Source organism: Candidatus Hoaglandella endobia (genome assembly GCF_900044015.1).
GTDB lineage: Bacteria > Pseudomonadota > Gammaproteobacteria > Enterobacterales > Enterobacteriaceae > Hoaglandella > Hoaglandella endobia.
The window spans coordinates 412268-428114 of sequence record NZ_LN999835.1 but is presented as its reverse complement, the minus strand read 5'-3'; the positions used below and the strand labels follow the sequence as shown (position 1 = coordinate 428114).

12 protein-coding genes are annotated in these 15847 nt (G+C 45.4%); 11 read left to right on the top strand and 1 reads right to left on the bottom strand.

Features of this window, described 5'->3' with window-relative positions; translation table 11 throughout:
* Window positions 1–111: 111 nt before the first annotated feature.
* Window positions 112–684, bottom strand: a complete 573-nt coding sequence (gene nfuA, locus A4A70_RS01965; protein ID WP_067567952.1) for a Fe-S biogenesis protein NfuA — start codon at window positions 682–684, stop codon at window positions 112–114.
* Between the two features lie 632 nt (window positions 685–1316).
* Between nfuA and ybeY the strand changes: the two genes are divergently transcribed.
* The 11 genes from ybeY (at window position 1317) to A4A70_RS01910 (ending at window position 15618) form a co-directional block, all read left to right on the top strand.
* Entirely contained in the window at window positions 1317–1778 is a 462-nt protein-coding gene (ybeY, locus tag A4A70_RS01960; RefSeq protein WP_067567950.1) for an rRNA maturation RNase YbeY, read from the top strand.
* 265 nt (window positions 1779–2043) lie between these two features.
* Entirely contained in the window at window positions 2044–3633 is a 1590-nt protein-coding gene (gene lnt, locus A4A70_RS01955) for an apolipoprotein N-acyltransferase (protein ID WP_082798877.1), read from the top strand.
* A gap of 118 nt (window positions 3634–3751) precedes the next feature.
* The gene (gene leuS, locus A4A70_RS01950) at window positions 3752–6334 is read left to right on the top strand and encodes a leucine--tRNA ligase (protein ID WP_067567948.1); all 2583 of its coding nucleotides are present in this window, start codon (window positions 3752–3754) and stop codon (window positions 6332–6334) included.
* Window positions 6335–6348: 14 nt separating this feature from the next.
* Window positions 6349–6912 carry an LPS assembly lipoprotein LptE gene (lptE, locus tag A4A70_RS01945; RefSeq protein ID WP_067567946.1) on the top strand — a complete coding sequence of 188 codons (564 nt, stop codon included), beginning with the start codon at window positions 6349–6351 and terminating at the stop codon, window positions 6910–6912.
* Between the two features lie 48 nt (window positions 6913–6960).
* Window positions 6961–8019, top strand: coding sequence for a DNA polymerase III subunit delta (gene holA / locus A4A70_RS01940; protein ID WP_067567944.1), 1059 nt, complete (start codon window positions 6961–6963; stop codon window positions 8017–8019).
* Between the two features lie 558 nt (window positions 8020–8577).
* A complete protein-coding gene (mrdA, locus tag A4A70_RS01935; RefSeq protein ID WP_067567942.1) occupies window positions 8578–10485 on the top strand; it encodes a peptidoglycan DD-transpeptidase MrdA in 1908 nt (635 codons plus the stop codon).
* A gap of 2 nt (window positions 10486–10487) precedes the next feature.
* Complete coding sequence (gene mrdB / locus A4A70_RS01930; RefSeq protein WP_067567940.1) at window positions 10488–11600, top strand: peptidoglycan glycosyltransferase MrdB; 1113 nt, start codon at window positions 10488–10490, stop codon at window positions 11598–11600.
* Between the two features lie 361 nt (window positions 11601–11961).
* Window positions 11962–12225 (top strand): DUF493 family protein YbeD, encoded by a 264-nt coding sequence (gene ybeD, locus A4A70_RS01925; protein WP_067567938.1) that lies wholly within the window; start codon window positions 11962–11964, stop codon window positions 12223–12225.
* Window positions 12182–12880 carry a lipoyl(octanoyl) transferase LipB gene (lipB, locus tag A4A70_RS01920; protein WP_067567936.1) on the top strand — a complete coding sequence of 233 codons (699 nt, stop codon included), beginning with the start codon at window positions 12182–12184 and terminating at the stop codon, window positions 12878–12880. Before ybeD ends, lipB begins: the two co-directional genes overlap by 44 nt.
* Window positions 12881–13098: 218 nt before the next feature.
* Complete coding sequence (gene lipA, locus A4A70_RS01915) at window positions 13099–14058, top strand: lipoyl synthase (RefSeq protein ID WP_067567932.1); 960 nt, start codon at window positions 13099–13101, stop codon at window positions 14056–14058.
* Between the two features lie 564 nt (window positions 14059–14622).
* Complete coding sequence (locus tag A4A70_RS01910; protein WP_067567930.1) at window positions 14623–15618, top strand: AI-2E family transporter; 996 nt, start codon at window positions 14623–14625, stop codon at window positions 15616–15618.
* The last annotated feature ends 229 nt before the right edge of the window (window positions 15619–15847 follow it).

The window sequence follows — 15847 nt, the reverse complement described above, 5'->3', positions numbered from 1 at the left end:
AATTATTCGGTATAACGGTGCGGCCAAATATAGCCACACTGCTATAATAAAATAAATTTAATGCGTTTTTCAAGCAGTGCAGTATGATACTGGTCGATCAAGGTAAACACCTTAATAGTAGGAAGACTCGCTGCGTTGATGTTCTGTTAAGTCGCGTACCCCTTTCAACTCAGGAAAATTTTTTAGTAATTCTTTTTCAATTCCTTCCTTAAGCGTATAACTGACCATGGCACACCCATTACAGCCACCGCTAAACTGCAGAATAGCCAGATCTTCGGTTATCTCGATAAGATTCACTTGACCGCCATGACTTGACAATTTTGGATTGATTTGCGATTGCAGAAGATACTCAACGCGCTCAATTAGCGGCGCTTCGTCGCTTACTTTGCACATGTTTGCGTTAGGTGCCTTAAATGTAAGTTGCGAGCCAAGTTTATCGGTAACGAAGTCGATTTCTGCATCCTGTAGGTAAGGAGCGCTTAACTCATCAACATATAAAGAAAATTTTTCAAATTTACACGCAATGTCTGTGACCGCCACCGCATCTGGCGGACAATAGGAAACTCCGCATTCCGCATGTGGCGTGCCAGGATTGATAATAAAACCCCTAATTTGGGTACCTTTTCCCTGATTTAACAGCAAGTTAGCCAAATATTCTTGGGCAGCATCTGTAATAAGGATCATAACATGAACTCAATAGTGAACTAAAATAATCTTTATTATAGGCACATTGTATTAAACAATACAAGCTTATAGAACATACCTTACAATCAGCACAGGTAAGTACGGACAGTCAAAGTATCATTGAAAACAATCTGTTAAGAAACTTCGATTGTTTGCCACCGATGATAGATAAGAGGTGTAAAGCTTTATTAAAAGCCGGTGCACGGCGTTCGATACTGAACATCGAAGATCAATGATACTTTGACAGTCAGTTTGTTATTAAAATGAAGAGGTATGCGTAACAAGCTGTTTAGCTTAAGTTGATACGCAGATTTAGTTTTATCTTTGATAGATAGACACGGCACTGCTGTACCGTATTATAGTAGATATTTAATCGTAGAAAATTTACCTATTCTATTTTACCTATTCTATAGTTAGTGAGCATTTAGTACCTCATTCCATCGTAGTGTTGTTAATGTAAAATGCATAATACTAAGTTTATAATAGCGTTGATCAAATGCAGTAGTACTGTTGGCGGCACAGTATCTGCTGATGTAGGTTTAGGCGAAGAATAATGGCACGTCCGATTATGGACGTGGTTCAATAAATACCAATTATCACTATTCAACTCAATAGTTAGAATAACTACATGAATGAGCAAGATTATTCTTGATTTGCAATTTGCGTGCAGCAAAATGCACGATCTACCTACCGAGTCAGCTTTTGTCCGCTGGCTGAGCGGCATACTACCGCTATTGCACGATGAAGCGGAGATGACCATTCGTCTTGTAGATGAAGCAGAAAGCAATGAACTAAATTTTAGGTACCGCGGCAAGGACAAGCCAACTAATGTGCTTTCCTTTACAAACTACGCTGAAGTAGCGCTGCCGCTATTGGGAGATTTAGTGATCTGTCGCCAAGTAGTGGAGCGAGAAGCGCTAGAGCAGATAAAAACGCCAGAGGCTCATTGGGCTCATATGGTTATTCACGGTTCGCTGCATCTACTAGGGTATAATCATATCATAAATGATGAAGCCATTAAAATGGAAACGCTGGAAACTGAGATTATGAAAAAACTAGGTTATCGAGACCCTTATCTTATGGATAAAGTATAGTAATAGTAAATAAACATGGTCATCGACTAATTGATCAGTATATAGTGATTATTGATGAGATGATATGCTTGAGTTCATGTTCGGATGAGCTTCTAGTAGATCTTAGATAGAGAAAGCCACTACCTAGTGAAACCGTGAAACGTTCACGTTTAAAGCATTTTAATGCTATCTGCAGGTTGAGATCATCTTCTTTAAAATTGCCATAGATAATAGCTAAAGTAGTAAATTATTATACTTTTCAAATATTCAACGAATGTTACCATAAATGGATTACGCATGCCAGCGCCTGCGATTACTGCTAGCGCTTATTACCGGCGCCTGCGGTATGTTAGCTTTTTCTCCTTATGACCTATGGCCTGCAGCAATCGTCTCTTTGGGCGGGTTGCTAGCGGCTACGCTTAGCCGTAGTAGCCGTCAGGCTGCCGTACTAGGGTTCGCATGGGGGTTTAGTTTGTTCGGTAACGGCGTCAAATGGGTATACATAAGTATCGCGCAATTTAGCGGTTTGCCCAGTCTGGTCAACGTAGCGCTGGTGGGATTGTTAGCCGCTTATCTAGCGCTCTATCCCATGTTATTTGCCGTCTTGCTAGCACGTTTATGGCCTAGCACTGGGCTGTGGCGACTAGCGCTCGGTGCTCCGGTACTTTGGACAGTCACTGAATTCCTGCGCAGCAGGTTGCTAACAGGTTTTCCCTGGTTAGAATTTGGCTATAGTCAAATAGACGCGCCGTTGAAGGGTATTGCGCCCATCGTTGGCGTGCAGGGGATTACGTTCTTATTGGTAATGATAAGCGGCCTAGCGGTATTGGCTCTAGCCCAGCGGCGGCTGGCGCCGGCATTGAGCACACTGGCGTTGCTGCTGTTATCCTGGCCGCTACGTTCGCTGCAATGGTATCAATTAGAGCCGCAGCGGGGCATCGATGTGGCCCTAGTTCAGGGCAATATCGCCCCGGCGATGAAATGGCAATCCAGCCAGGTCCACCCAACACTAGATATTTATTTGCAACATACTCTGCCGTCCCTCGGAAAGGCGCAGATGGTTATCTGGCCCGAATCGGCAATTCCGGATGACGAGATAGCTCAAAACGCCTTCTTGATACAGCTTGATAAGCAACTGCGCCCAGCGCACACTAGTTTGATAACTGGCATTATAGACGCTCGCCCAACTCCGCACGGCTATGATTATTATAATAGTATCGTAGTTCTAGGCGAATCTAAACCTTATAGTTATCCTGCAGAGGACCGATATAATAAGCACCACCTAGTGCCTTTTGGCGAAAAGGTTCCGTTGCAGCGGATATTGCGGCCGCTAGCGCCACTGTTTAATCTACCAATGTCTTTTTTGAGCCAGGGGCAATATATGCAGCCGCAATTACAAGTAGCCGGAATGAAGCTTACCGCTACGGCCTGCTATGAGATTATCTTGGGCGGCCAGGTGCGGGATAATTTCCGTCCAGATACTGACTTTCTACTGACCATTTCCAATGATGCTTGGTTTGGGCATTCCATTGGCCCTTGGCAGCATTTTCAGATGGCACGTATGCGTTCGCTGGAGCTGGGACGACCACTTTTGCGCAGTACAAACAACGGTATTACGGCAGTAATTAACGCTGATGGCACAACAAAAGCACAATTACTGCAATTTACCCGGGAAGTGCTTAATGTGCACATGGTCCCGACCCGGGCATTGACGCCCTATGCCCGGGCTGGCTCCTGGCCTATATGGATCATTACGCTATTAGCCGGATTTACTGCGTTGATTTTTGGACGCTGCCGTCCTTGTCTAAGGATCTTAGATAAGCTAAGCATGTTACTAGATGTATGCCGGGCCTCATCATCTCGACGTAATACATAAATAAATTAACTAGTTGAATGGTGTATTCTATACTATCTAATAATAGTATTGCTTACTGGACTAGTGAGCAAGCACTGTCTGTTGTTTAAGAAACGCTAATTGAGGACTACTGGCTGCCATGCAAGAGCTTTACCGCCCAGAAGAAATAGAAACCACAGTCCAGCAACACTGGCATGAACAAGAGACATTCAAGGTCACCGAGGATTCCAGTAAGGAAAAGTACTATTGCCTTTCCATGCTACCATATCCCTCAGGACGCCTGCATATGGGGCATGTGCGTAACTACACTCTCGGTGATGTGATAGCGCGGTATCAGCGTATGCTGGGGAAAAATGTATTGCAACCAATGGGTTGGGATGCATTCGGGCTACCAGCAGAATGCGCTGCTGTTAAACACAATATCGCGCCGGCCTCCTGGACCTATGCTAATATTGATTACATGAAAAATCAGCTTAAGCTGCTGGGGTTTGGTTATGACTGGAGCCGAGAAATTACCACCTGTCGTCCGGACTATTACCGCTGGGAGCAATGCTTTTTTACCCGTCTGTATGAAAAAGGACTAGTATATAAAAAAATATCTGAGGTCAACTGGTGTCCACAGGATCAGACGGTGCTAGCTAACGAACAGGTTATCGATGGATGCTGCTGGCGCTGCGAGACTCAAGTTGATCGCAAGGAAATTCCGCAATGGTTTGTTAAAATAACGGCTTACGCCGACGAGCTGCTGCATGATCTAGAAAAGCTAGAGAGCTGGCCTGAACAGGTAAAAACTATGCAGCGCAATTGGATCGGCCGCTCTGAAGGGCTTGAGATCACTTTCAATGTCGTCGATAGCGAAGAAACTTTGACGGTTTATACCACCCGACCGGACACCTTCATGGGAGTAACCTACATCGCTGTGGCTGCTGGTCATGCGCTGTCGCTGCGGGCGGCAGTGAACAACCCGACCCTGGCCCACTTTATCCAGGAATGCCACATGACTAAGGTGGTCGGATCTAGTATGATGGCTAAGATGGAGAAAAAAGGCATAGCTACCGGCCTGTACGCGATCCATCCTTTAACCAGGAAGTCGCTACCAGTATGGATAGCCAACTTCGTGCTAATGGATTACGGTACCGGAGCGGTCATGGCTGTGCCGGGCCACGATCAGCACGACTGGGAGTTCGCGCGCAAATATTCGCTGCAGATGAAGCCTGTTATCCTAAACTCCGATGGTAGCGAGCCAGACCTGAGCATGCAGGCGATGACTAACAAGGGTGTATTGTTCAATTCCGACGAATTCGACGGGTTAGATTTTCAAGCCGGTTTCAACGCTATCGCAGATGTTCTGGTAGCGCGCGGTGTAGGCGAGCGCAAGGTGAACTATCGTCTGCGCGATTGGGGGGTTTCCCGCCAGCGTTATTGGGGAGCACCTATTCCCATGTTGACGCTCGAAGACGGTACCATAGTTTCAACTCCTGACGATCAGCTTCCGGTTATCCTACCTGAAGAAGTATTGATGGACGGTATTAGCAGTCCTCTGAAGTCAGATACTGAGTGGGCTACAACTACCTATCAAGGCCAACCGGCGTTGCGTGAAACTGATACCTTCGATACATTTATGGAATCTTCCTGGTATTACGCACGCTATACCTGCCCGGATTATGATCGTAGCATACTTAATCCAGCCGCTGCCAATTACTGGCTACCGGTAGATCAATATATCGGCGGCATAGAGCACGCCATCATGCACTTAATGTATTTTCGTTTTTACCACAAATTGCTGCGCGACGCCGGCCTAGTGACCTCTGATGAACCTGCAAAGCGTCTGCTGTGTCAAGGGATGGTATTGGCGGACGCGTTTTATTACCGCTCCGACAGCGGAGAGAGAGTTTGGGTTGCTCCCGCCGAAGCAAACGTCGAGCGAGACAAAAAAGGACGCGTTGTTAACGCGACTGATCCGATGGGACGGCAGCTGATTTACGCCGGTATGAGCAAGATGTCTAAGTCGAAGAACAACGGCATCGATCCGAAGATGGTAGTAGAAAAATACGGTGCTGATACCTTGCGGCTATTTATGATGTTTGCTTCACCGGCAGAAATGCCGCTGGAATGGAAAGAGTCTGGCATTGAAGGGGCTAACCGTTTTCTAAAGCGCTTATGGAAACGGGTATATGAGCATACCCAAAGAGGCCAGGCAAGCACCCTCGATGTTGCATCGTTAAACGATATGCAAAAAGCGCTGCGCCGCGAAGTGCATAAAACCATCGTCAAGGTCACTGACGATATTAGCCGCCGCCAAACGTTTAACACCGCTATTGCCGCTATAATGGAGCTGATGAACAAGCTGGAGCGTTTCCAGCCCCAAAGCGAACAGTATCGTGCTATACTACAGGAAGCCTTAATGGCGGTGGTAAGAATGCTTTATCCGTTTACTCCGCATGCCTGCTTTTATCTCTGGCAAGCGCTAGGCGGAGAAGACATTGATAATGCTCCTTGGCCGGTAGCTGATAACTCGGCAATGGTGGAAGAATATAAGCTGATGATTATCCAAGTCAACGGTAAACTGCGCGGCAAGATTACCGTGCCAGCCAACGCAGATGAGGTACTGGTACAAGAGCGCGCTACCCAAGAGCACCTAGTGGCTAAATATTTAGAAGGAACAAAGGTACGCAAAGTGATCTACGTGCCTGGTAAGCTGCTGAACCTGGTCGTTGATTAATAAGTGAACGCATTGTGCGATATCGGATTTTAGCAGTAGTAAGCCTTGCTGCAATAGTCAGCGCTGGCTGCGGGTATCATCTGAGCACTGCTCAGGTACCGAACGAAATTAACACCATAATCTTTCATAGTAAAGATCCTTACGGGCAAATTTCACGCGCCGTGCGCGCCGAGCTGCGCCTACACGATATTACCATCGTCGATGACGCTAAGGTAAAAAGCGCCACGCTGCCCTCTCTGCGGATAGAAAGCTCGTTAGAGAACCAGAAGACTGCCTCGGTATTCAGAGACGGTAAGACTGCGGAATACCAAATGATGTTAAGCGTGCATGCTCAGGTATTAATACCAGGTAAAGATTACTACCCCATCGAAGTTACGGTATACCGTTCGTTCTTCAATCACCCGCTAAAAGCGTTAGCGAAAGATGCTGAAAGGAAGATTATTCGCCAGGAACTTCCTCAGCAGCTTGCACAGCAATTGGTGCGTAAACTACTACTGTCGGTATATGCCGCTAGAGAAGCGGATAACGCGCTGAACGCCAAATTGAAAAAAACGACAGCTATCGGCGGCACCAGCTAGTTGGCTGGTGCGTTGCACTGCTGTCTGGTGCTATGGATACTATATGCTATGATTCGGCTTTATAAGATTGAACATCTAGATGCACAACTGCAAGAATCACTGTACCCTTGTTATTTACTTTTTGGTAACGATCAGCTGCTGTTGCAAGAGGGTCAGGATCGCATCCGCAAGCTGGCGCAGGTAAAAGGCTTTGACGAATATGTTAGCATTATATTAGATGTCTGGACCGACTGGGAGGCTTTATTTAGCTGGTGCCAAGCGCGTAGTCTGTTTGCCAGTCGTCAAGCGCTGCTGCTTATTCTGCCGGATGGCAGCATTCAGTCAGCGCTAGGCGAGAAACTGCATCAATTAGCGTTGCTGCTGCATGATGATCTCCTCGTCATCCTGCGCGGTAGTAAGCTAACGCGCAGGTTAGAAAAAAGTACTTGGTTTCAGTTGGTTAGCCAAAGATCGGTCCTGTTGATCTGCTCGACACCTGAGCAAGCGCACTTGCCGTGCTGGGTGGCAAGACGTGCCAAAAATATGAAACTAGCGCTTGATGAAGCTGCCTGCCAATTATTATGCTATTGTTACGAGGGTAATTTGTTGGCCCTGGCCCAGGCGTTAATGCAGCTCTCATTGCTTTATCCCGACGGGAGCCTGACACTACCGCGTGTTGAAGCAGTTGTGCATGACGCAGCGCACTTCATGCCGTTTCATTGGATTGATGCCGTTCTAGCAGGACAAAGCAAACGCGCTAAGCACATTTTATGCCAACTGCGACTGGAAGCCACGGAGCCAACTCTTTTGCTACGCTGCATACAGCGCGAAGTACTGTTATTACTAATAATAAAACGGCAAATCGCTGGAACCCCGATGCGCACGCTGTTCGACCGCCAGAAAGTATGGCAAAACCGCCGGCTATTGCTAACTAAAGCGTTAGTACGCCTATCTTTAACACAGCTAATAGCTGCGGTTACTCTCATGACTAAAATCGAGCTGACCATCAAGCATAATTATAGCTATCCCATTTGGGACGATCTTCATGCACTCGCACTAGTGTTATGTGGTAACACATTGCCGGCAGCGATGATCAATGGATATCCACCTGCGCCGTGCCGCACCTGAGATAAGCTATAAGCTACGAGCGAATATGGCCCGCCTCAACTACTATGGTGATCGATTAGCTGGGGAGTGTGACAACTGTTTTCTTCCTCTATCGTTAGGTTGCAAGTAGTGGTATGTTATTCCGTTATGCGACTTATCTTCGCCGTCCCGTCAGACGCCTTTCACCGGAATTTATCCGGGGCTACTAACCGCTAGTAATTAGCCTATTGAATTGAATTGTCCGATGTAATCGGACCAAGGCCGTTAGGAGTAAAAATGTAAAAATTTACTAATTAGCGTCGATTTTGATGATTTGATTGTACATGTCATGCAGAAAAAGCTGCTAGCTGTCTAGCTAATTTGACAAAACTCTGGAGCTAGCTAGAGCATAAAAATTATGCTTATCGCCGTCAGCACCAAAATGTCTAACTATGTAAAAATTGGTTTTATCTACGACTATCTTAGCTATTTGCCTAAAAAAGGGGATGGCGCCGAATTTAAGGCAGCAGAGTAAACTATCAACGTTAACTTTACCATTTTCGGTAGTGTGCTGGTCACGGAGAAACCTATAACTATTGAATGAAAATAGAACATAACCCTTTCCGAGACTATTCAGCTGAGTCGGCGCTGTTCGTCCGCCGTGCATTGATCGCTTTCGCTGGGCTTTTGCTACTTACCGGTGTTCTTGTAGCTAATCTGTATCATTTACAAATTGTCCGCTTCGAAGATTATAGAACGCGTTCTAACGAGAACTGTATTAAGTTAGTTCCAATCGCGCCGAATCGTGGCATTATTTATGACCGTAACGGTACCCCGTTAGCTCTTAACCGCACTATTTACCAGCTGGAGCTGGTGCCGGAGAAAGTAGGTAACTTACAGGAAACTATTGCTACTTTGCGCTTTATAGTAGATTTGACTGACGATGATATCGCAAACTTTGAAAAGGAGCGTAAACGCTCCCGTCGCTTTACCTATCTCCCTCTGAAAGCAGGTCTTACTGACGTGCAGCAGGCCAGATTTGCCGTCAACCAGTATCGTTTTCCCGGTGTCGAGATAAAAAGGTATCAGCGCCGCTATTATCCTTATGGCTCCGCGCTCACCCATGTTATCGGTTATGTATCGAAAATAAACAATCGAGATATAGAACGGCTGAATAAGGAAAGCATCCTGCCCAATGATGCCGCTACTTACGATATTGGTAAATTGGGCATCGAACGGTACTACGAAAGTACACTGCACGGTAAGACCGGCTATGAAGAGGTCGAGATCGACAACCGTGGCCGGTTTATTCGGCAACTGCACAAGCAGCAGCCACAGGCTGGTAAAGACATTACCCTGACTTTGGATCTCAGTCTACAGCAATATATCGAAAAATTGCTGGCTGGCAGCCGCGCCGCAGTTGTGGTAGTAGATCCTCGCGATGGCGGAATTCGCGCGCTGGTATCTAATCCAAGCTATGATCCTAACTTATTTGTGGACGGTATCTCTAGTAAAGATTATCACGCACTACTAGAGAATAAAAACCTTCCGCTAATCAACCGTGCTACGCAGGGTGTCTATCCACCAGCCTCAACCGTCAAACCATATATTTCGGTTTCGGCACTGACACTAGGCGTCATTAATAAAAATTTCTCTCTGTTTGATTCTGGCTGGTGGCAGTTACCAAGATCAGAAAAACGTTACCGCGACTGGAAACGCTGTGGCCATGGCAGCCTAAACGTAACCAAGGCGCTAGAGGAGTCAGCGGATACGTTCTTTTACCAGGTTGCTTATGATATGGGTATAGACCGAATATCAGAATGGATGACTAAATTTGGCTATGGTCAGTATACCGGTATCGATCTTTCTGAAGAATGCGCTGGCATTATGCCGAATCCAGATTGGAAAATATCACGTTTTAAAAAGCCTTGGTACAAGGGAGATACCATCCCGGTAGGGATTGGCCAAGGCTACTGGACCGCCACACCGGTACAAATGTCGAAAGCCCTTATGACCCTTATCAACGACGGTGCGGTACGTACACCACACCTGTTTTACAGCACGCGTAAAAACTGCAGGCAAGTTCCTTATCGTCAGACACAGCATGTGCAAATCGGTGATCCCTATTCTGGCTATTGGAAGATAGTTAAAGATGGTATGTACGGCGTAGCTAACCGCCCTAACGGTACGGCGCACAAAAGTTTCGCCGACACGCCTTATAAGGTGGCGGCGAAGTCTGGTACAGCACAGGTCTATGGCCTGAAAGCTAACGAAATCTATAATGCCCATAGAATCTCCGAGCGTCTAAGAGATCATAAACTCATGACCGCTTTTGCACCATTTGATAACCCGACGGTGGCGGTGGTGGTGATTTTGGAAAACGGGGGAGTGGGTCCTGCTGTGGGTACCATTACTCGCCAAATTTTGGACCATATTCTCCTGAACGAGAGCACCAAAGACTTACCGACACAGAGCATGCCCTGCCTGGCAACGAGAGCAATTAACTGATCATGACTAATAATCAGCCACAAATCTCTTTGTGGAAGAAGCTGCATATTGATGTAATGCTGATGCTTTTCATCATTCTGCTGTTGGTATATAGTGCCTTTGTCGTCTGGAGTGCCAGCGGTCAGGATATCGGCATAATGGAACGTAAAATTGCCCAAATCGTAACAGGACTGCTTATTATGCTGGTGATGGCACAGGTACCTCCTCGGGTCTATGAATTTTGGGCGCCCTATCTGTACCTATTTTGCGTATTTTTACTAGTACTGGTGGAGGCTTTTGGACAAATCAGTAAAGGGGCGCAGCGCTGGCTGGATCTGGGATTAGTTCGTTTCCAACCGTCTGAAATAGCAAAAATTGCCGTGCCTCTGATGGTAGCACGCTTCGTCAACCGAGAAAGTTGCCCGCCATCGCTGAAAAACACTACCATCTCTCTGATACTGATTTTTGTTCCCACTCTGCTGGTAGCGGTGCAGCCGGATCTCGGCACCGCAATACTCATAGCTGCATCCGGTTTATTAGTGCTATTTCTGGCAGGAATGAGCTGGAAGCTTATCACAGTCGCCGTGCTTTGGGTTGTAGCTTTTATTCCTGTGCTGTGGTTCTTTTTGATGCATGATTACCAGCGCGAACGGGTGATGATGTTATTAAATCCTGAAATAGACCCGTTGGGAGCTGGCTATCATATTATCCAGTCAAAAATAGCTATCGGCTCTGGTGGACTGTTCGGCAAAGGCTGGCTACACGGGACACAATCCCAATTAGAGTTTCTGCCTGAGCGCCACACCGACTTTATTTTCTCCGTGCTGGGTGAAGAATTAGGGCTAATCGGTGTATTATTATTACTCGGGCTATATCTTGGTGTCATTACGCGCGGCTTAATTATTGCTGCGCAGGTTCCGAATACCTTTGGAAGGGTTATAGCCGGTGGTTTGATGTTTATTTTATTCGTTTATGTATTCGTGAATATCGGTATGGTTAGTAGTATCTTACCGGTGGTCGGCGTGCCACTGCCACTTGTGAGCTATGGCGGTTCGGCGCTGATCGTATTAATGGCGGGATTTGGTATGGTCATGTCGATACATACTCATAGAAAAATGTTATCTAACAGTTTGTAGAGGTTAGCAATGGTGTGCATTAATGGGCCTGCAATGCAATTAGGCGCAGTAGTAGCTAACGGCAACCACAACCTATAGTAGTAGTGCGCTAGGCATAAAGCAGTCGCATTTGCTAAACTAACAACAAATGCCACGCTATAAGCCGTCATCAATATGGTAATCCATAATATGGTAATCCATAATATGGGGATCAATAGTTAGACGTTTTATGTAAGCCTTTGGCTAGATAAAAAGTCACTTGTAAGAGTCTTATTCATGCACATATAATAATAACGCACAATGCGATACGTTCCTACCTAGGTGCTAGCTACGGTCTTTTACCGAAAGGCGGTGCGCCTTTACCGGTTATCAAGAACTTCTTATGAAAACTAAATTAAATGAACTGCTCGACTTTCCTTGTCTGTTTACCTATAAAATTATAGGTAACGCTCAGCCCGAATTAGTCGATGAAGTAGTTGAAGTGGTACAGCGCTACGCCCCAGGCGATTATTCACCAAAGGTAACACCCAGCAACAAAGGAAACTACTATTCAGTTTCTATTACCATTACTGCCACTAATGGCGAACAAGTAAAAACACTGTATGAAGAATTGGGCAAAATATACATCGTGCGCATGGTATTGTAAGCTGGAGGAGGACAAACTGTTAGAAAGTTTAATTATCCGCCAGCTTGGCTTAAAGCCCTACGTACTTGTTGCACAAGCAATGCAACATTTCACTGATCGGCGCATCGCCGACAGCGCCGACGAAATATGGCTCGTGCAGCATCAACAGGTTTTTACTCAAGGCCAAGCAGGTAAAACAGAACACCTATTGATGCCTGGCGATATCCCAGTTATCCAAAGCGATCGTGGCGGACAGGTGACATACCACGGCCCGGGCCAACAGGTTATGTATACTTTGCTGGACTTGCGGCGCCGCAAGCTTGGGGTACGCGCGTTGATCAAGCTTTTGGAGCAAACGGTTATCCTCACCCTTGCTCACTTTTCCATAAATGCACACTCCCGTACTGATGCGCCCGGAGTGTATGTGGGGGCAGATAAGATCTGCTCGCTTGGCTTACGCATCCGCAAAGGTTGCTCCTTTCATGGTCTAGCACTAAACGTCTCTATGGATTTATCCCCTTTTAGGCGTATTAACCCTTGTGGCTACGTTGGTCTGCGCATGACACAGGTAAGCGATTTTGCTCCCGGTACCGGTATTGATGATGTCGCGCCGGTGTTGCTTGCTAAATGTTTGCAGCTACTGCCTGGTACCGCAGGTGTGCCGTACAGAATTTAGCCGTCTGTGGTTAAGATAATTTTCAGCAAAGCAAACTAGAAGCGTATAACGTTACGCCCCGCATTTTATTTTTACTCTTATATTACATTTTTTGATCTACAATGAACTAGTGGTACCACTTTTCTTTCTTTTAAAGAAATTTTTTATCAAGAGTAATTTAATAAATTGACGGACTTTAGTTATTAAACAATATCCTTAAAAATTGGACTTACACTACTATGAGTAAACCTATACAGATGGAACGCGGTGTTAAATACCGTGATGCTGACAAGATAGCTTTAATTCCTATTAAAACCTTTACAAGTCAGGAAATTTTACGTAAACCATCTTGGATGAAAATTAAACTGCCAGCTAGCTCTAGCCGTATCCAGAGCATCAAAGACGCGATGCGTAAAAACGGGCTACATTCAGTGTGCGAGGAAGCTTCTTGTCCAAATTTGGCTGAATGTTTTAGCCGCGGTACCGCTACTTTTATGATCTTAGGAGCTATTTGTACACGCCGTTGTCCATTTTGCGATGTCGCGCACGGTAGGCCGGTCACGCCTGATGCTAATGAGCCTGAAAAATTAGCCAAGACCATCGCCGACATGGGGCTGCACTATGTAGTAATAACCTCCGTCGATCGCGACGATTTACGCGATGGCGGCGCACAGCATTTTGCGGATTGCATTAACGCAATCCGCTCCATAAATCCATCTATATATATAGAGACTCTGGTGCCCGACTTTCGCGGTTGTATGGATCGCGCGCTGGAAATCATCAATGCAGCGCCGCCAGATGTATTCAACCACAATTTGGAAAACGTGCCGCGCCTGTATCGCCAGGTTCGCCCTGGTGCTGACTATAACTTATCGCTGAAGTTACTAAAACTTTTCAAAGAGGCCAATCCGCATTTACCGACCAAATCTGGTCTGATGGTGGGACTGGGTGAAACCAGTGCTGAAATTATTGAAGTCATGTGCGATCTGCGTAACCATGGTGTCACGATGCTGACGCTGGGGCAATATTTACAGCCCAGCAGCTATCATTTTCCCGTCAAGCGCTATGTCAGCCCGCAGGAATTTGATGAACTTAAACAAGAAGCAATGGCAATGGGTTTTACCTATGCTGCCTGCGGTCCCTTTATTCGCTCTTCTTACCATGCTGATTTGCAAGCCAAGGGTGTCGAGTTGAAATAGTTAGTAACCATTGCCTCTATATAATAAGAGAAGATGGTCCCTACGCTTGGGGAAGTATACGGTAATACAACAGTTAGAATAACTTTCTTTTTGATTCTTCGTTAATCTCTTCACTCGCCTTTTAGGCGAGTGAAGAAGTTATCAATCCTCTGTACTTACAGTCGCAAAAGTCGATTCAGATGCCTTATTACTACTGGACTACTGGTCGATATGCCTATGCCTCATAGATACGATATAGATACGATACAGCAACGGTAGTAAATCTCTTAACCTCAAGCTCAAGAGGTCAGTCAATATTAGTCTCTTAGACTGGATAGAACTTTGGAGCAAATAATCGTTACGGATCGGCCGGAAGTCCAGTTCAGCATCAACGGCTGCTTCTATCAGCTGTCTTGCAGCATGACAGGGGAGTTTATGCTAGGATCCTAATTTAAGTAATACCTGACCTGATAGGATATACTTTTCATGGCGTATCTTTTTATAAATAATCAATCACCAATATACTTTATTCTCTCCAATTTTTTATACACCAGAAGAACCGGCAAGCAATGAGGGAAAAGCAGAATGAGCGATACCTACCTTAAAGGGATCTCGTACCTTTTGATGTTTCTTTTTATGACTCTAACTATTCCGCTGAATTTATTTCCCGGCTTTATCGCCGGCTTTCTAGCTTATGAGGTGATAATTTCACTCACGCCTTGGTTTGAGCGCTTGGTCGGTAGTAGCAGAGCGCGGTGGGTAATCGTCATTTTAATCGCCACGTTCGTGATCATTGTCATGATATTAGGCATTATTAGCCTGGTAAGTTTTATGACATCGGATATACAGCATGGAATAGATATCACTGCTGAAACTAACCGCATATTCTCTGATATTAACAGTAGCATCCCAGATTATTTTCCATCATTTTTGCCAGAAAGCGCTGAAGAGTTAAAGGCCCAGCTGTTTGCTCTGGTTGAATCTAACATGACCATAATTCGTAATATGGGCCGTAGTTTTTTCCATTTTTTCATGACTATCTTCATTGGTCTCATCATTAGTGCGGTAATTTCATTGAATCAACCTTCTAACCGAAGCACCTATTTCACTCAGCAATTGTTAGAACGTTTACATTATTTTTCTCAGGCTTTTCGCAAGATCGTTTTTGCCCAAATAAAAGTATCTCTGGTCAATACTCTCTTGACCTCAATAATGATTCTAGTTATTTTGCCTATGTTCGGCGTTCATTTGCCGTTAGGTAAAACGCTGATTATAGCAACCTTCATTTTTGGCTTGTTGCCTATTATCGGTAATCTTATCTCCAATTTCATGATGCTCATCTCTGCACTATCTATTTCGTTGACCGTCGGCGGTATAATGTTGCTATACCTCATTTTAATTCATAAGTTAGAGTATTTTCTTAATGCCGAAATCATCGGTAGCCGTATAAATACCAAATCTTGGGAACTGCTTTTGGCAATGCTTATCTTCGAGGCTTCATTTGGTCTGGAAGGATTAGTGGCTGCTCCTATTTATTATGCTTATCTCAAAACCGAATTGCGGGCACGAGATCTTATTTAACCTGCCGTCTTATTGGCGACGCTAGTATTGAAGGAGTCATTACCCGTATGCGTAAAATCTAATACGATTTTTCTCAAAAAGTTAAAAGTGAAAACGTGCTGGCTGGCATATTTTAGACGAATATAGCGGCATGCTATAAGATACGTTGAGAGGAGCCGATTACAGTCAGTCTTATAGTGAGGGAGATATGGTCTGGAAACTGCTTGGTTCAGCGCCGCTGGAGTGATCG